This is a genomic window from Labilithrix luteola (assembly GCF_001263205.1).
GTDB lineage: Bacteria > Myxococcota_A > Polyangia > Polyangiales > Polyangiaceae > Labilithrix > Labilithrix luteola.
Genome location: NZ_CP012333.1, coordinates 12061706 through 12078723, shown reverse-complemented (window position 1 = coordinate 12078723; position 17018 = coordinate 12061706). Strand labels below are relative to the sequence as shown.

Annotated in this window: 11 protein-coding genes; 9 read left to right on the top strand and 2 right to left on the bottom strand. The window is 66.8% G+C overall.

Annotated elements, in window-relative coordinates; translation table 11 throughout:
- Window positions 1-97: 97 nt before the first annotated feature.
- The 6 genes from AKJ09_RS52110 (at window position 98) to AKJ09_RS52085 (ending at window position 9429) form a co-directional block, all read left to right on the top strand.
- Window positions 98-4384, top strand: coding sequence for a DUF4132 domain-containing protein (locus tag AKJ09_RS52110; RefSeq protein WP_146655329.1), 4287 nt, complete (start codon window positions 98-100; stop codon window positions 4382-4384).
- Window positions 4385-4516: 132 nt separating this feature from the next.
- Window positions 4517-5458 (top strand): hypothetical protein, encoded by a 942-nt coding sequence (locus AKJ09_RS52105; protein ID WP_146655328.1) that lies wholly within the window; start codon window positions 4517-4519, stop codon window positions 5456-5458.
- Window positions 5459-5531: 73 nt separating this feature from the next.
- A complete protein-coding gene (locus tag AKJ09_RS52100; RefSeq protein ID WP_146655327.1) occupies window positions 5532-6128 on the top strand; it encodes an RNA polymerase sigma factor in 597 nt (198 codons plus the stop codon).
- A gap of 15 nt (window positions 6129-6143) precedes the next feature.
- The gene (locus AKJ09_RS52095) at window positions 6144-6902 is read left to right on the top strand and encodes a hypothetical protein (protein ID WP_146655326.1); all 759 of its coding nucleotides are present in this window, start codon (window positions 6144-6146) and stop codon (window positions 6900-6902) included.
- 60 nt (window positions 6903-6962) lie between these two features.
- Complete coding sequence (locus tag AKJ09_RS52090) at window positions 6963-8183, top strand: hypothetical protein (protein ID WP_146655325.1); 1221 nt, start codon at window positions 6963-6965, stop codon at window positions 8181-8183.
- A 7-nt stretch (window positions 8184-8190) separates the two neighbouring features.
- Complete coding sequence (locus AKJ09_RS52085; RefSeq protein WP_146655324.1) at window positions 8191-9429, top strand: sialidase family protein; 1239 nt, start codon at window positions 8191-8193, stop codon at window positions 9427-9429.
- A gap of 235 nt (window positions 9430-9664) precedes the next feature.
- Here AKJ09_RS52085 and AKJ09_RS52080 read toward each other — a convergent pair whose 3' ends face one another.
- Entirely contained in the window at window positions 9665-9934 is a 270-nt protein-coding gene (locus AKJ09_RS52080; protein WP_146655323.1) for a hypothetical protein, read from the bottom strand.
- 129 nt (window positions 9935-10063) lie between these two features.
- Here AKJ09_RS52080 and AKJ09_RS52075 point away from each other — a divergent pair, with 129 nt between their 5' ends.
- From AKJ09_RS52075 to AKJ09_RS52065, 3 genes are read left to right on the top strand one after another with little or no spacing between them, the layout of a single operon-like run.
- A complete protein-coding gene (locus AKJ09_RS52075) occupies window positions 10064-10660 on the top strand; it encodes a hypothetical protein (RefSeq protein WP_146655322.1) in 597 nt (198 codons plus the stop codon).
- Between the two features lie 8 nt (window positions 10661-10668).
- Window positions 10669-12111: an RCC1 domain-containing protein gene (locus tag AKJ09_RS52070; protein WP_146655321.1), complete on the top strand. Its 1443-nt coding sequence runs from the start codon at window positions 10669-10671 to the stop codon at window positions 12109-12111.
- 12 nt (window positions 12112-12123) lie between these two features.
- The gene (locus tag AKJ09_RS52065; RefSeq protein WP_146655320.1) at window positions 12124-13935 is read left to right on the top strand and encodes an IgGFc-binding protein; all 1812 of its coding nucleotides are present in this window, start codon (window positions 12124-12126) and stop codon (window positions 13933-13935) included.
- Between the two features lie 6 nt (window positions 13936-13941).
- Here the strand turns inward: AKJ09_RS52065 and AKJ09_RS52060 are convergent, their stop codons facing one another.
- Window positions 13942-16974, bottom strand: a complete 3033-nt coding sequence (locus tag AKJ09_RS52060; protein WP_146655319.1) for a WGR and DUF4132 domain-containing protein — start codon at window positions 16972-16974, stop codon at window positions 13942-13944.
- Window positions 16975-17018: the final 44 nt, after the last annotated feature.

The window sequence follows — 17018 nt, the reverse complement described above, 5'->3', positions numbered from 1 at the left end:
CTGTGAAGTGAATGTGCGCGATTTGTCCGCAAAAGACGCGCGGCGAGATTCGAAAGCGCGTTGACGACGAGCCGCGCAGTCGATCATCTTCTTGGGCATGAGCGCATTCCCCGTCACGGTCGCGAGCGAGTCACATGCCAATCGAGGTTTCGTGCTCGGGCTGGCGGTTCACGGCGACACCGTCGTCGCTGTCGGCGGGCAGGGGAGCGATCTGGTTCTCGTCTCCAACGACGGCGTGACGTGGAAGCAAGGGCGGGGCAAGGGCAAGGGCCTTCGCGGCGCGCTCGTTCGTGACGACGGCCTCTGGGTCGTGGGCGAGCGCGGATATTTCGCGCGGTCCGAAGATCTCGGCAAGACGTGGGCACCGATCAAGACGAAGACCGGAGGCTGTCTCTTCGGCGTGGTCGAAGACGCTGCGGGGCACCTCTGGATCGCCGGCGACGACGGCTACCTCGCGGTCTCGAAGGACGGAAAGATGCCAGCGAAGGTGGAGGGCGTCGACGAGTCGATCGGGCGCATCTCGAACAGCTCGCTCGGTGTGCTCGTGCCGGCAGACAACCCGGGGCACCTTTATCTCGCGAATGGCACCACGGTGACGAAGACGGGCGCGAAGGCCGGCGCCGACCTGATGTCGGCCGTGGTCACGCCCTCCGGTACGCTCATCACAGTGGGCGCGAAAGGCGTCGTTCTCCGCTCGGCGGACAAGGGAGAGAGCTTCGCCAAGATCGACGTCGCGACGACGGCGCTGCTCTGCGCCGTGGAGTGCTTCGAAGACGGCCGCGTCGTCATCGTCGGAGCGGGCGGCATGATCCTCGTCTCGACCGACGATGGGCTGTCGTTCGAGCGCGTTCGGCACGCCGCGACCGGCGGAACGCTATGGTGCTGCCGACGTTACAAGGACGTGCTCCTCGCCGGTGGTGAGGATGGTGTCGTCGTCATGCTCGGCGAGCCGCGCGCGGTCGTCGCGCCCGCAGCGACAAGCGAAGCCGCGGACGCGCCGGCCGCGCCGAAGAAGGCTCGCCCCGTCCGCGAGGCGCCCGCGAGGCCTCACTGGGCTGCGCCCGCCCCCTCGACCGCGAAGCAGAGCTGGTCGGCGCCGGCCCCGTTGCCCGTCGAGTCGAAGAACGGCATCTGGTGGACGCCGCAGCTCCGCGCGATGCTCCATGCCCGCCGCGGTGGAGTCGCGAAGATCATCCGTCCGCTCCCGACGCTCGACGAAGCTTGGGCGACGCTTCGCAGGGTTCTGTGGGCAACCGACCGTGCAGGGATGGACAAGGAAAACCGCCCCTCCGGCATCTGGTACAACGTGGCCTTCCATGGCGAGAGCACTCGACGCCTCGGCGAGCGCATTCTGGATCCCTCCCCGCGCGTAGGAAGCTTCGAGGAAGACGTTGCCCTCGCGTCGCTCTCTTTCTCGCGCTACGGCTCCTTCGTCAGCGAGTTCCACGAGGATCTGTACGAATCGCTCGCCGACTTCCTCGTCGTCTCCGTCGGTCTCGTCGAGGCGGTACGTCGCGCGATGGCGGGTCTGGAAGACGAGCTTCCCTACGTCGGTGTCGGCATGTTCGGCCGGCTGCGTGATCTGCTCGCCGGCGCCGAGGACGGAGCGTACGTCGCCGCGCGCGACGTCGTCGTCGCGTCGATCGAGCAGGCGATCGCGAAGGATCCCTCCCGCGAGCGCCACATCGCCGACGTTCGCTGGGCCGCGACGTTCCTCTTTCCGCTCGGACCGGCCGCGGGCGATACGGAACGTGCGCTCCACGAGTCTGCGCTCCCGAACACCGTCCAGTTCGGCGACTTCGGCGTTCACGCGTGTGGCCTCGCCGCTGGCGACCTCGCGACGCTCGAGCACTTCTTGAAGAAGAACGGTGAGACGAGACACGAGTTCTTCTCGCCGTTCGATGGTCGCATGTACCTCGCGTCCGTCCTCGAGATCGCGGGGAACGAGGCGGGGCCGGTGCTCGCGCGAATGAAGCCCAGCTACCCGTTCGAGGACGACGCCCACTACAACGGCCTCTGGAGCCAGCTCATCGCGCACATCGACCACCCCGCGGTGCTCGAGGCTCTCTACAAGGAGCACCGCACCGAGGGCTACGTCTGGGGAACTGCGGGGCTCGTGACCGCGGCGCGGATCGACAAGGAGCGCGTTCTCGCGTTCGTGCGCTCGAAGAACGACACGGAGCTCGCGAATCTGATCGAAGCCGAGGCCTCTCGCACGGTCGCGCCTCCGAAGGTCCTCGTTCCGGGGACCGAGATCCCTGCGGAGCTGACCGAGCCGGTCCCGTACGAGCCGCCGGCCGCGCGTCGTGCCGTTCCGCTCACCACGCGTGTCGACGTCCCGTCCGAGGCGAGCTGGCGCGACGAAGAGCGCGAAAAGGCCGAGAGCCGCAATCCCGACGGCGACGGCGTGACATGGAACGACGTGTCTGTCGCCAAGCTGGGCCCGAGCGATCTCGAGACGTTCGTTGCGCATCGCGAGAAATGGTCGCTTCCGACCTCGATCCAGGATCTCGGTCTCGCGCCACGCTCCGTGCACGATCGCCTGATGGCGCTCGGCTTCTCGATCGCCGAGTACTGGACGCGATGGGCGCTTCCGAACGTCATGGTGCGGAACGGTCTGACCCATCTTCCGCTCCTGCGCGCGGCGATGGAGGACCCGACGTCGACCGAAGCCGTGCTCGAGGCGGCGCAGCCCTTCGGCGACGTCGCGCTCGTGCCGGGGATCGTCAAGGCGTTCGCCGGAAAGAAGAACAAGGCGCTCGCCCGCTCGTGGCTGCTTCGCCATCCTCGTCATGGCGCGGCTGGCGCGCTCGCGATCTGGTCGGCTGGCGGTGAGCAAGCGGCGGACGCGACGCGCGTGCTCCGTTACCTCGACGGTCGAGGACAGCGCGCCATGATCCTCGAGCTCGCCTCGGCCTACGACGCCGCTGCCGTCACGAACCTCCTCGAGGCCGATCCGCTCGCTGCACCGAAGGTGAAGAAGCCGGTGCTTCCCGCGTTCGCGAGCTCGAGCGGCCTGCCCGGACTCGTCGCCGTCGACGGCACCAAGGTCGACTCGAAGGAGGTCGACGAGCTGCTCGTTCGCCTCGCGTTCTCGAACGCCGACGAGGTGCATCCGGGGGTCATCGCTGCGAAGGCGCGCTATACGGAGCCGTCGCGAGCGAGCTTCGCATGGGCGCTCTTCGAAGCGTGGCTCAAGGAGAAGGCAGACGCCAAGCAAGGCTGGTGCATGCAGGCCGTGGGCTTCCTCGGTGACGACGAGAGCGCGCGCAAGCTCACGGCCCTCGCGAAGGCGTGGCCGGGAGAGAATGCGAGTGCACGTGCACAGGCCGCCCTCGACGCACTTCTCAACATCGGAACCGATGCCGCGCTCATCAACATCAACCTACTCGCCGAGAAGTCGAAATTCCCGGCGTTCAAGGCCGCCGCGCGCGAGCGCATCGATGCCATCGCCTATGCGCGCGGCCTCACGGCCGACGAGCTCGCCGACCGCCTCGTCCCGACGCTCGGCCTCGAGGAATCGGGCTCGCGAACGCTCGATCTCGGCTCGCGTTCGTTCGAGATCGTGTTTGGCGAAGATCTCCTGCCGTGCGTGAAGGACGCCGACGGCATGATCCACGCGGAGCTGCCCAAGCCGAACAAGACGGACGACAAGGCACTGGCAAAAACGGCGAAGGACCGATTCAGCGCGCTGAAGAAGGACGCGCGGACATCGGCCTCGCTCCAGATTGCGCGGATGGAACGCGCGATGCGGTCCGCGCGGACCATCAGCGCGGAGGTGTTCACGGGCTGCTTCGCCAAGCACCCCTGGATGACGCATCTCGCCCAGCGCTTCGTGTGGGGAGCCTTCGAAGGCACCACGCTGAAGGCCACGTTCCGCGTTGCCGAAGATGGAAGCCTGGCGAGCGTCGCCGACGAGACCTTCGAGCTGTCGCCCGCGATGATGGTGACACTCCTGCATCCCCTCGCGTTCCCCGAGGGCGAGCTCGAACGCTGGGCGCAGGTCTTCGCGGACTACGAGATCCTCCAACCCTTCCCGCAGCTGGCGCGGCCGGTGTTCGTCATCGAGGAGTCCGAGCGTGCGAAGAACGTGCTCGCGCGCTTCAACGACAAGACCGTGCGCTACGCCGCGCTCCGCGGCCTCGAGGCACGCGGCTGGGAGCGCTGGTACGACGCGAGCGTGCAGATGGCCCAACGACTCGACGCACGCAGCTTTGCGGTTCTCGATACCGAGCCCGGATGGCACCCCTCACAGACGGCCGACGACATCGAGCCTCAACGCATCGAAGGCCTCCGCCTCAGCGGCGGCGAGGGCTTCGGCAGCCTCTCTCCGCTGCTCTTCTCGGAGCTCGTCTACGATCTCGAAACGCTTACGTCGTCGTAACGAGCCACGCGGTCGTGGACCATCGCGCCGATCGAGCTGAGCCGTTTGTCAGTCGCTTGCCGTTCGTGCGGGCAGGCGCGAATCGAAGATCGTAGAGTGCAGGGCCGTCGTGCGCGTCGAACGTCACAAGGATTGAAGCGCCAGCGCCCGATGCTCCTCGAATGGGTGGCTCCTCCCGAGTGTCCGAGCGAACGCGACGTCGTCACGCATGTGACCGCGATCGCGGGGGAGCTGGCCGCGTCGCAGCCGTTGCACGTCGTGGCCAGCGTCTCGCGGACGCGTGGCCTCGGGTGGCGACTCGAGCTCCGTGTCGGGAATCAGGTGGACGCCCCACGCGTCTTCGAGAGCGACGATTGCAAGAAGCTCGCGGATACCACCGCCCTCATCGTTGCCCTCGATCTCCAATCGCGGGCGAGCGAGAGGAGCGAGACGAAGGAGAGGAACGAAGAGACGCAGGCAGGGCGTCCTCCGCCACCCGCTCGAGAGGTGCCGAAGCCACCACCCGAGGAACGCGAGGCGCGCGTTTACGTCGTGCCGGCCTCCGGGCATTCGTCTCGCGCCGTACGTGAGCGATTGCACGCGGGGATCGGTGCGGACGTGGCCGTCGACGCAGGGACCTTGCCGTCGCTTGCCTGGGGAGTCGGGGCTTTCGGCTTTCTGGGCTATCGCGCGCTGCACGCGGAGCTCAGCGCAACGCTCTGGCCGCACGTCGCGGCCTCGGCCGACATCCCGATGGGCGGCGGCGCCAACGTCGTCCTGCGCACGGTCGCTCTCCGCGGATGTTGGACCGCGCTCCCGCGTCTGGACGCTTGCGCCAGGCTCGAAGCTGGCCGTGTCCACACGACGGGATTCGGTATCCGCAAGCCGGCGACGGGGGAGGGCTGGTGGCTCGCCCCGCTCCTGGGGATCACGCTGCGCCCGGTCGATTGGAGCGGCCTCCGCCCTCGCGTTACGGCGGAGCTTGGCGTTCCCGCTCTGACGACCGACGTCGTGATCGAAGGCGTCGGGCGCGTGTACACCCCGTGGCCGGTCTTCGTTCGTCTCTCGTTGGGCGTCGAGACGTCGCTCTTTTAGCGGAGATCGAGCCCAATCTCGGTTCGCGTACGAATTTTTAGACGATTCGGCCAGAAGCGAACACTCAGTTTCCATGAAGGAGGCAGTGTTCCCGTCGACCTTCTCGTCGCCGACGGGTGTGGACGAGGAGCGCGACGCGGTGCGTGACGAGCCTTCCGCGTTTCCAGTCCCGTCGTTCGATGCGATCTACGACGAGCACCTCGGATTCGTCTGGCACACGCTTCGCGGTCTCGGCGTACCGCCGTCGAGCCTGGACGATGCGGTCCAAGACGTCTTCGTCGTCGTTCATCGTCGCCTTCCGTCGTTCGAAGCCCGCTCGAAGATCACGACCTGGCTGTTCGGGATCGCACTACGCGTTGCCTACGCGCATCGCCGCAAGCAACGCCCGAGCGACGACCTGAGCGCCGTTCAGAACGAGATCCGAGACGAGCGCCCCACGCCGTTCGAAGAGACCGTTCGCTCGGAGGCCGCCACGCTCGTCGAGCGCCTCCTCGACGAGCTCGACGACAACAAGCGCCTCGTCTTCGTCTTGATGGAGATCGAACAGATGAGCGCCGAAGAGATGGCCAGTCTCCTGGGCATCAAAGTCAACACCGTCTATTCGCGCCTCCGGTACGCGCGCGCCGAGTTCGAGAAGCTCGTCGCACGGTATGCGAAGGGCGAGAAGTAGACGCCGGAGCCCACGATGCACGAGAAATTGTCTCCCGCGGCCGCCGCAGCACTGGCGGCGGCACGGCCCGAGCTCGGGCCCAGCGAACATGATCGCCGACGTCTGCGCGAAGAGATTCGAAAGCGCATCGCGAGCGGTGCGCAAGGGCCGGTCGATGCTCCTCCGACCGCTCGTCCACAGTCCTTTCTCACCGGTCGTGGAATGAAACTCGTCGGAGTATGTGTCGTCGCGTTCGCGGTGGGGGCCGTCGCGACGCGCCAGGAGGTTGCTCCCGCAGTCCGCCTCGCACCGACGCCCGTGGTGCGCGCCGCCGTGGCCGAACCTCCTTTGCCCGCGAGCGCGCCGAGTTTCGCGACCATCTCGGCCGACGCGTTGCCCGACGCGCCGACGGTGCCGTCCTCTGTCGTGCGCGATCTCCCGACAGCGCCGCGGCCTTCGACGAATCGCGGTGGTAAGCCGTCGATGCCGTCAGCGACGGATTCGCTCGGCGGGGAGGTTGTCCTCCTTCGTGAAGCCCAGGACGCGCTGAACGCTGGCGACATTGCTCGCGCGGGCCAGCGTCTGGACGTCCACGCGGCGTCGTACCCGCGTGGTTTGCTCCGCGAAGAGCGCCTCGCGCTGCATGCGCTCGTGCATTGCGCCGAGGGTCGCGTCGCCGAGGCGAAGCGCGCCGCCGAGGAGCTCATGCTCGCGAACCCGCGGTCGTCTCACCTCGCGCGCCTCCGAGGCTCGTGCGTCGCTGAGACGGTGGCGCCCTCGAATCCTCGCGAGTGACGCGCGAAATTCGTCCTCTCAATCTCACGATTCGCGTCCGCGCGACGCGTCTAGGAAATCATGCTGAAGACTCATGCGAACCGCGGATTTTCCGCGGCGCTCTGCGCGATAGCCTTGATCGTCTCGTGCGCGAGCGCGTGCGCCGAGACCGTGAGCGCCGGCGACAATCGTCTCGAGGAGGGCGATGGGGGCGGAGCCGGTAGCTTCACGCCGCCGGCTCACGGGGATGCGACCGCGGACGAGCCGACTCCGAGCGAGACGCGCCTCTGTGTCGCGACCGAGTGTCCGGCGCCGTACGCCACGTGTCCGGCGAAGTCCGGTCCGACGTACAAGTGCGGAGCCGATCTCGAACGCGACCCGCTCAACTGCGGCGCGTGCGGGAACGAGTGTTCGACGTGGTTGCCGCTTCAACTGAAGTCGCGCTGCGTGAAGGGCTCGTGCGAGCTCGAGTGCTATAGCCCTCCGAGGTTCGACGGCGACCATCCGATTCAGACGGACTTCCGGAACTGCAATGGCCTCCTCGACGACGGATGCGAGGTCGATATCCTCTCCGACCCGAAGCACTGCGGTGCCTGCGGAACGGCTTGCGCGGCCGGAGAGCGTTGCTTCGCCGGCAAGTGCGGTTGCAACGATGGCTTGACCGATTGCAAAGGCAAGTGCGTCGACCTCCAGAACGACGATTTCAACTGCAACGCGTGCGGGACGTTCTGTTCCCCACTCGGATGCGGCGGCAAGCTCCCCGCGAATACCCACTTTGGTTGCGGGGGTAGCAAGTGCGAAAAGCTCAAATGCGATAGCTTCGCGGGCGATTGCAACCATGATCTCGACCTCGGTTGCGCCTCCGACGGCTGCGAAGTTCGAGATCTCCGGAGAAATCCGGACAACTGCGGACAGTGTGGCAACAAGTGCAAGCCGGACGAGCAGTGTCGTGACGAAGGCAATGGATATCAGTGCCTCGTCCCATGTGCAAAGCCCGGCCAGGTCCAGTGTTTCGACAGCTACTGCGCAGATCTGCTGAACGACCTCGACGATTGCGGAGGCTGCGGAATGGTCTGCGCCCCGAAGGCGCCAATCAGAGCGTCTCGTGTCGGAAGGGGATGTGCGTCTACGAGTGCGCGTCCGGTTTTGCGGACTGCAATGGTGACTCGAGCGATGGATGCGAGACGAACGTGCAGATGCATCCTGGCAATTGCGGCGCCTGCGGACACCAATGTGACGTCACCGTCGGGCAGCCGTGCGTCGAAGGGCGTTGCCTGGAGAAGGAATGTGACGGCGGAGTAACGACCAAATGATGCGCACACGTTGGCGTGGCGCCGCGCACATGACGTCGGCGATGACCATTTCGGCATTCACCCTGATCGCGAGTTGCGCGAACTCCAAATCAGAGGCCACTCTGAAGGACGATGCCTCGACGGTGCCGGACGCGCGCGACGCGGGGGAGGCCGCGGTCGATGGGGCGGATGCTCGTGATGCCGATGCCGAGTCCACGTGCGATGCGTCGGATCCGGACTGCACGACCCACGAGCTCTCATGCGCCGAAGCTCCGTGGTGTCCCGTCTCCTCGCCGCTCGATCCGCAAGCCGTGCTGACGGCCGTGTGGGGCTCGGGCAAGACCGACGTTTGGGCCGTCGGTTCGAACGGCACGATCATGCATTTCGACGGCACGGCATGGAAGGCGATGCCGGCCGGGATCCCTGTCACCTTCAACGCCGTGTGGGGCTCGGGGCCGAACGACGTCTGGGCCGCGTGTGGTCCGAACGTTCTCTTTCACTCGGAAGGGATGCATGGCGCTTCCGCAACCTGGACGAACACGCCGTTGACGACAGAGGAGACTCGTCGAGGGCGGGCCTACACCATCTGGGGCACCTCGCCGAACGACATCCGGATCGGCGGAGAGCCGGCCGAGATGAATGATCCCGAGACGGGCGTGTACTCGACGTTCAACCTGATGCGGCGAACCGCCGGCGACGCGGGCCCGTCATGGAAGTTCATCGAGGGGGTCGCGGCCATTCACGGAATCTGGGGCAGCTCCGCGGACGACGTCTGGATGATCGCGGACAACAGCGAAGACGTCCCTTGGATGCGGGCGATGATCCTGCACGGGACGAAGGCGGGCGATGGCGCCGACGAGAGTTGGACGCCGGTAGACAGTCAATCGTCCGTCGTCCTCGACGGCATCTGGGGGAGCTCCGCCAACGACGTCTGGGCCGTCGGAGATCAAGGCACGATCCGTCATTTCTCCGGGGGCGCCGCGCGATGGGACATCGTCGCTTCACCGACGTCGGCGCGGCTTCATGCGGTCTGGGGCAGCTCTGCGAGGGACGTATGGGCCGTCGGCGACAGTGGCACGATCCTGCACTACGACGGCGCGGCTTGGACCGCCTCGCCCGCTGCCTTCGTGTTGGGCAAGAAGCCCGATCTCCGCGGCGTGTGGGGAAGCGGCGCGAACGACGTCTGGATCGTCGGCGACGGCGTGGTGCTCCATTATACCGGGCCGAAGTCGGGCGCGGCCGGAGGCGAACAATGACTCGCGTCATGACGTGGTCTCGGATCCTCCTCCTCGCTTCGGGCACCGCCTGCGCGGTGCTCGCGTGCTCGACGACGAACGAGGAATCGGCGCCGATCGAATCGGACGGAGGCGATTCCGGGGAGACGTCGATCCCGTCTGTCCCCGACGCCGCGCCCGACGTCGAGGACGCTGCGCCCGACGCGACGGAGGACGCCGACGCAGGACCGCGCATGTGCTCGGATCAGGGCTGGTGTCAGGTTCCGCTTCCCGCCAAGCAGACGTTGCGCGGCGTTTGGGGGGACGGGCAAGGGATCGTCTGGGCCGTCAGCGCAGAAGGGAACGTCCTCCGCTGGGACGGCAAGGTTTGGTCGATCCATGTGTCGATGACCGACCCGCTGTTCGCGATCTGGGGCAGCGGCCCGCTCGATATCTGGATCGGCGGCAAAGCCGGATTGTTCCACAGCGCGGGGACGAGCTCGGCGGCGCTCTCGTTCGAGGCGAGCTCCGCTCCGGGAGATCCCACGGTTCCGATCCTCTCCGTCTGGGGCACGACGGCGTCGGACGTCTGGGCGGTCGGGGGCAAGCGCGTGCAGGGGAGTCCCGCGCGGAGTCGCGTCCTTCACTTCTCCGAAACGGCGCCGGGGCAGGGGCCGTGTGGTCACTCGACGCGATCTCCAGCCAGCCGTTCGTCTTCAGGAACGTGTGGGGTTCGGCCGCGAGTGGTGCATGGATCGGTGGCGACGAGAGGGTCGACGGTCAGACGTATGCTACCTCGATGCACGCGGGCGTCTTTCGACGCGCCGTCGGCGACACCAGCTTTGCAGCGGTGGCGCTGCCTTACGATCCCGCAGAGCTCGGACCGCGGTGGGGCGCCCTCGCGACCCTCTACACGGCGGGCATGAGCGGCGACGGATCGGCCTGGATCGTCGGCAAGAGCGTCTCTTCGAGGCCCGGCTATTGGCGAGCCACGAGCGCCGACGGGGTCACCTTCACGTGGTCGCACATGGACCGTCCGTCGCTCGACAAGTCGTTCTCCGCGGTGTGGGGAACGGGGCCGAACGATACATGGGCCGCGGGGGCGTACGGACGTCTGCGCCATTGGGACGGCACGGATTGGCTGCAAGCCGGAGTGATGCCCGCCAAGACTCCGGTGACGAACGATCTCTACGCGATGTGGGCCGCGGGACCGCATGACCTCTGGGTCGTCGGAGATGATCTCGTCCTGCACCACGCCTCGAACGGGCCTTGAGGACTTCGATGAATCGCATGCAATGTGCACGAGTGTTGGTCATCGCAGCGATGGCGGGCAGCGCGGCTCTAGCCCTGGCGTGCTCGAGCTCGGACGACCGCGCGGCCTTCGCGCAAGACGACGCGTCGTCCCCCACGGCGAGCCTGCCCGAGGCCGCCGCCCCGGGGGACGCCGACTCGGCGCGCGACTCGGGAAAGGACGCGCGCGCGCCGTTCGACCCGGCCGACGAGGCCGTCACGTGTGCGGGCTCGCCATGTGTCGCGCAGCTCGCCGCCGGCGAGCATCACGTCTGCGCCCGCATGAGCGACGGTGCCGTTCGGTGTTGGGGAGCCGACGATCGCGGCGAGCTCGGTGCTCTTCCGGCCGGCGAACCCCAGGCCGACGCGGGGACGCCGCGCGCCGTGGGGGGCCTCGCGAACGTCACGCAGATCAGCGCGGCCGACTCCACGACCTGTGCGCGACTCGAAGACGGGAGCATTCGCTGCTGGGGCAGCAACGACCACGGACAGCTTGCGCTCGGGGACGCCGGAGCGGATGACGCTGCGCACCCGACGCCGTCCGTCGTGTCCTTGCCCACCCCCGCTTTGCGCGTCGACGTCGGGCACGGAAGCGTGTGCGCGTTGCTCGGCAGCGGCGAACTCTGGTGCTGGGGAAGCAACGAGCAAGCGCAGCTCGCCCGAGGCGACGCGGGCGGTATCGAGGAGCCCGCGCGCGCCGAGCTCCACGACGCCAAGACCGTGCGCGCGGCCGCCGGATCCAATACGGCCTTTGCGCTGACGAGCACCGGAACGCTCCTGAGTTGGGGCGCGCTGTCGGGTGACGAAGGCGTGGTCTCCGGGCGCGTCTCATCCATCAGTCCCAACCCCGTGCCCGAGAGCATCCTCGGCCTCGAGAACGTGTCAGGCGTCAGTGTGTCTCTCTCCGCTCCGGGAGTGCGGCCACCGGGGCTTCCGAGCTGGGAGCCGGATCCGCCTCCGACGGCCCACGCGTGCGCGATCGCCAAAGGCGACGTCTTCTGCTGGGGGCGAAGCGAACGTGGTGCTCTCGGCACGGCGATGCCCGACACGGTGGCATCCACGCCGAAGCATGCGCCCATCCTCGGCGAAGCCTACGCACAGCAGGTTGCCGCGGCCGGCGACACGACATGCGTGCGCCTCACCGACGGTCATGTTCAATGCACGGGGAGAACATCCTCGGTCAGCTCGGTACGGGCGACGCACGTCTATTCACGAATGCCTTCGTCGAGGCGTCCGCATTCGAGGGACACGCGGTGCAGGTCGCGACCACCCACAGCAGCGTCTGCGTGCTCCTCCAGGGAGGCTCCGTCGAATGCTGGGGCGGCAACGGCAAAGGTGAGCTCGGAAATGGAGCGCGCGACACCGATGCGCATCCGAAGCCGTCGAAGGTCGCGTTCTGAAGTGCGGGCCATGTCTCGCGGCAATGCAGGTTGAAAGGTGAAGTCGATGGGTCTTGGCAGTCCGAATCTCTGCGCGTCCATCCTTGCGTTCATCACCGCCACGACGCTTCTCGCGGGGGCGTGCTCGAGCAAAGACAACGGGTTCAGCGGTCCAGACGTGATCTCTCTGACGCCTGAAGGTGGCGCACCGATCGAGCCATGCAAGGAGCGCCAGTGCTCGCGCGACTTGAAGAAGGTGCTCTCCGCGTGCGACGGAGGCGCTGACGTCCTCGAGGAGTGCGGTCCCGATCAAGGCTGCGGAGACGGACGCTGCCTCGACGCCTGTGAGAGCGCCAAACTCTCCAAAGGCTCGATCGGCTGTTCGTTCTGGACGCTCCCGCCGGACGACGCCGTGTACGGTGGCGGCTCTTGCTTCGCGGCGATGGTCGCCAACACGTGGGACCACGACGTCCGGCTCACAGCGGAGTTCGGCGCGGATCCGCTCGACATCTCGAGGTCGATCTATACGGCCGAGAAGAGCGGTGAGGGCACGATCTACAAGCCTCTCACGGGAGCTCTCCCGCCGGGGCAGGTTGCGCTCGTCTTTCTCTCCAAGGACATGGGCGCGACCGACAAGGACGTTTCGTCGTGCCCTGACGGAGTCGTCCCCGCGGTCCAGGTCGACCCCATCCACCACGGCACGACCATCACCCGCGCGTTCCACCTGAAGGCCGACGCGCCCGTCGCCGCATACTCGATCTTTCCGTACGGCGGCGCCGCCACCATGTACCCGACGGCGACGCTCCTCTTGCCCGTCTCGTCCTGGGACACGAGCTACATCGCCGTCAGCGCCAACAAGGTCACGACGACGGGCGTACCCGGCGGAGAGATGCGCACGCTCCAGATCGTGGCGAACGAGGACGACACGAAGGTCACCATGCGACCGAACGTCGGTATCATCCAGGGAGAGCGTGTGCCGGCCGCGCAGGTGGGGAGCTCACCGTCGTTCATGCTCGCGCGCGGTGAGGTGCTCCAGATCACCCAGCGCGACGAAGCCACCGGCACGCCGATCGTCGCCGACAAGCCGGTCGGCCTCTTCGGCGGTTCGCCTTGCACGTTCCTCCCTGCAGGCAGCTCGGCGTGCGACATGACCCAGCAGCAGATCGCCCCCTTTTCCCAGTGGGGAAGTGAGTACGCGCTCGTGCCGTTCGCGTCTCGCATCACGAGCTTGACGGCGACCGATCCGCGCGAGCTCGTACCGTGGAGCCTCGTCGGCTCGGTGGCCGGAACCGTGTTGACCTACGATCCCGAGCGCCCCATGGGAGCTCCCGAGACGCTCGGCGCAGGGGAGGTTGCGACCTTCTTCACGGATCGCCTGGTGGTCGTGAAGAGCCAGGACGCGAGTCACCCGTTCCACGCATCGGTCTACATGACCGGGGCACGCTTCAGCGGCGGTCTCCAGGGCGGCTCCGATCTCGTTGGTGATCCGGACTTCGTCGGCGTCGTCCCTTCCGACCAGTTTCTCGACCGCTACATATTCTTTGCGGACTACACCTATCCGGAGACGTCGCTCACGATCGTTCGGCGCAAGCAAGGCGATCGATTCTTGCCCGTCGAGCTCGACTGCGCTGGCGAGATCTCGGACTTCGCGCCCCTCGGCACGACCGGAGAATACGAATTTGCATGGGTTCACCTGACGCGCGAATTCCAGCCGGTCTCGTTCGCGAAAGGGACCTGTGGATATGGCAGGCACGAAGCCCATAGTGACGGACCGTTCTCCGTCACCATCTGGGGAACCGGTTCGTTCGCCAGCTACGGCTACAACGGAGGAAGGGGCAGCCGCCCCATCAATACCGCGAAGCCGCCCATCGTGAACTGACCCAGATCACTTCGCGTCGGTTGGGGCCGCTCCAAGCGATTCGAGATCGCGAATGACCTCGCTCAGCACCACGGCGGGGATGGTCGCGATAGGGACGGCGTTCGAGCGGACGCGGCCCCAATCCGGCTCGCCGGGGCCGAAGTCGACGATGCCTAGGGTCTGCGTGGGATCCGTGTAATCCATCGAGCCGACGTAGATGCCGTTCTCGATCTGGATACCCGCGTTGAGGTCGCGCGTTATCGGCTTGTAGAAGTACGGAACAGTGCCGTTGTCGTGGGCGGAGCCTCGACGCCAGCCGCGACTCTGCAGGCCGATGACCTTCTTCGTCTCGACCTCGCGACCGACGAAACGCTGGAACTCCGCGCCCTTCTTGTCGGCGTCGCCGACGACGTACACGTCGCGTCCGAGCTGCTGGAAGGGTTGAGCGAGATCGTAGTCGCCGAGCACCTTCGCCCAGGCCGACACGTCGGCTTCGGAGAGCACGAGGCGATGCGGTAGACCCACGATGGCGTCGGCGGCGAGCCCGAACGTCTCGTCTTCGCGATCGGCGAAGGTCTGATCTTCGGCGACGCGGAATGTGCCGGTGAGCTTGCCGTCGGTATCGAACGTTCCCCAGACGAGGCGGCGAACGAGGTGAACGAGCAGCGGATGACGGACGAGGAATGCTTCGAAATCCTTGGCTGCCCAGCGGCGCTCGTTGCTCATCGCGAGCTCGAGGCGGAGGATCTCGAGCGCCGAGAGCGTTCGTGCATCCTTCTTCATCGCCTTCCAGGCTTCGACGGAGGCTCCCGCCAGGGCGGCGTCGTCTTTGGAGTTCGGCTTGGGAAGGTCCTTGAGGCGTGTGCCGGAGGCGTCCATCACGAAGGGGCTCAGCGTCTCGTCGAATCCCACGCGGAACGAGCGAGGACCGAAGTCGAGCGTCTTCGAGCCGTCGTCTTCGAGATCGAGATCAGGAACGAGTCGATCGGCGAGCTCCTCGGCGGTGAGACCGCGCTTTTCGGCGATCTCGTCCATCTTGTCGCGCGCGCGCTCTTGGAGTCCTTTGAACTTCACCTTCTGGACGATGCCGTTGAGCATCATGAGCGCGACGTCGGAACCGATAGTCGCGAGGACGTCGAGCCCCAGGACCGCACGCTGATGGGCGGATTCTCCCGGCCATGCGCGGATGAGCGGCGTGAGCTTTCGTGCCGACTCGTCGTCGCCCAGGAGGCCGAGCGCGAAGAAACCCCACTTCTCCTTGGCTGGCGCACCATGGGTGAGCCACGACTGGAACAGGTCCCACGCAAAGGCGGCGAGGGATGCCGGGTTCCCGCTCTCTTTGACGTGAGCGATGGCGTCGGCGTCACCCTTGGCGAGCAATGCTCCGAGGGTCTCGATGGCCGAGCGCGGAAAGGCCTTTCCGGAATGCGTCTGCGGGACGGTGAAGGCCTCGGGCTTCCAGAACGCAGGTGTCTTGAACGTCGCTGACGTTCGCAGCACCTCCGGCAGCTCGCCCGGCGAGGCCTCTTCCGTAGGCCCGGCCGCACGCGTGTTCGTGAGGCGTTCGAGCTGCGGAAGAAGGTTCTTGGCCCAGGTGTGACGATCTTTGGCGGCCTGCTGCACCACGGGAAGCGCGACCCCTGGTGAGCGCAAGAGCGTCTCGATGGCGAGAGGCCGGGGATCGGACTTTTTCGCGATGGCCTCGTCTCCGAGGTTCGTGAGGATACTGGCGGCCGCCTCGACGACGTCCGGCGAGTTCGTGACCGAGGCGAGCACGTCGAACAGGTGGTGTGCTCCGTCGAGGATGAACCAGCGCTCCGACGACGTTCGGTCCTTGAAGAGACGCGCGAGCCAATGCGCGAGTGCGGGGACGCCGCCTTCACGGAACCGATCGAGCAGTGTCCACGTGACGCGCGGGAGGTAACGAACGCCGTCGTACGGTGCCAGGAGAACGGCCTCTTCGAAGCCGAGCGTCGAGAAATACGCCGTGAGCGCCTCGAGCGAGCCGGCGTTCAGCAAGCTCATATCGTTCACGTACGCTTGCTCGCCGGTGGCGACGCGTTCTCGGAGATCGGCATCGATCCAATCGGGATCGAGGAAGATGCTCGAGAGGACGGAGCGCTGCGTGAGGTCACCTGCGGCGCGGAGCGCGACGGCCTTTTCGCGCGCTGCGGCTTGCTCTTCCGGGGAAGCTGCGAGCCAGAGCGCGCGGAGGAATCGGTCGGGGCGATGCAGGAACATCGTGCCGAGCGCGGCCTTCCGCGTGTTCGTCAGCCACATGGCGTAGACGCCGTCGGCATGATGGGCCGAGTCGGTCACCATCGGACCGAGCGTGCCGAGGAAGGCTTCGAGCGCGAAGGGAAGGCCCGAATGCGCAGCCCAGAAGGCCATCGTCGTCTCGAGCGGCAGGCGGAACGAGTCGCCCGGCCGTCGATGGTAGTTCGTGGAGACCTGCAGCAGCAGATACGCGCCGGCGGCGACGTTCGGCTCGAGTTTGGCCGGCATCGCATCCGTGACGAGCATTCGCCGGATGCTCGTGAGCTCCTCTTTGTAAACCGACGCACGCACGAGACCGTGATCGATCGACCACTTGGGGTTTCGAGCGAAAGCCTGGCGAACCTCTGCGAAGAGCGCCGCGGCATCGCCCTTCGGTTGTGGCGTGATCGCGAGCGCCTTGCGCTGCTTTTCGGCGGCCGCCGCGCACGCGGGCGTCCAGTCCAAGATCACGCCGCTCGCGTGCGGCGCCGCAGCGGGAACGAGCGCCGGCGGCTCGAAGACCGGCGCGATCGGCGTGGGCGGAGGAGGAGGAGGAGCCGGGGCGGGGGAAGGAGGGGCCACCGCCGGGGCGCACGCCGAACCGACGAGCAGGTAGCCCTTCTTCACCTTCTCGGCGACGAGCTTGTCGTGTTCGAGCTTGGCTTTGGCGGCCGTCGGAAAGGACTTGCTGCTCGTCTGCCCCGAACTACCGATTCGACCGAACGTCGTCGTGAAGCAGGTGTCCGAAAGGACGATCTCCCAGAACTTGTTCGAGCTGCCTTCGCTGAATTCGTAGCGCGCCACGTCGCACCTCTCGGCGCGAGTGTATCGCCAACGGCGGGCGCGCG

What these genes read in the sequence shown, in the direction of transcription:
- AKJ09_RS52110 (WP_146655329.1), top strand. Translation starts at nt 98, where the DNA reads ATGAGCGCATTCCCCGTCACGGTCGCGAGCGAGTCACATGCCAATCGA.
- AKJ09_RS52100 (WP_146655327.1), top strand. Translation starts at nt 5,532, where the DNA reads ATGAAGGAGGCAGTGTTCCCGTCGACCTTCTCGTCGCCGACGGGTGTG.
- AKJ09_RS52095 (WP_146655326.1), top strand. Translation starts at nt 6,144, where the DNA reads ATGCACGAGAAATTGTCTCCCGCGGCCGCCGCAGCACTGGCGGCGGCA.
- AKJ09_RS52090 (WP_146655325.1), top strand. Translation starts at nt 6,963, where the DNA reads ATGCTGAAGACTCATGCGAACCGCGGATTTTCCGCGGCGCTCTGCGCG.
- AKJ09_RS52085 (WP_146655324.1), top strand. Translation starts at nt 8,191, where the DNA reads ATGATGCGCACACGTTGGCGTGGCGCCGCGCACATGACGTCGGCGATG.
- AKJ09_RS52070 (WP_146655321.1), top strand. Translation starts at nt 10,669, where the DNA reads ATGAATCGCATGCAATGTGCACGAGTGTTGGTCATCGCAGCGATGGCG.
- AKJ09_RS52065 (WP_146655320.1), top strand. Translation starts at nt 12,124, where the DNA reads ATGGGTCTTGGCAGTCCGAATCTCTGCGCGTCCATCCTTGCGTTCATC.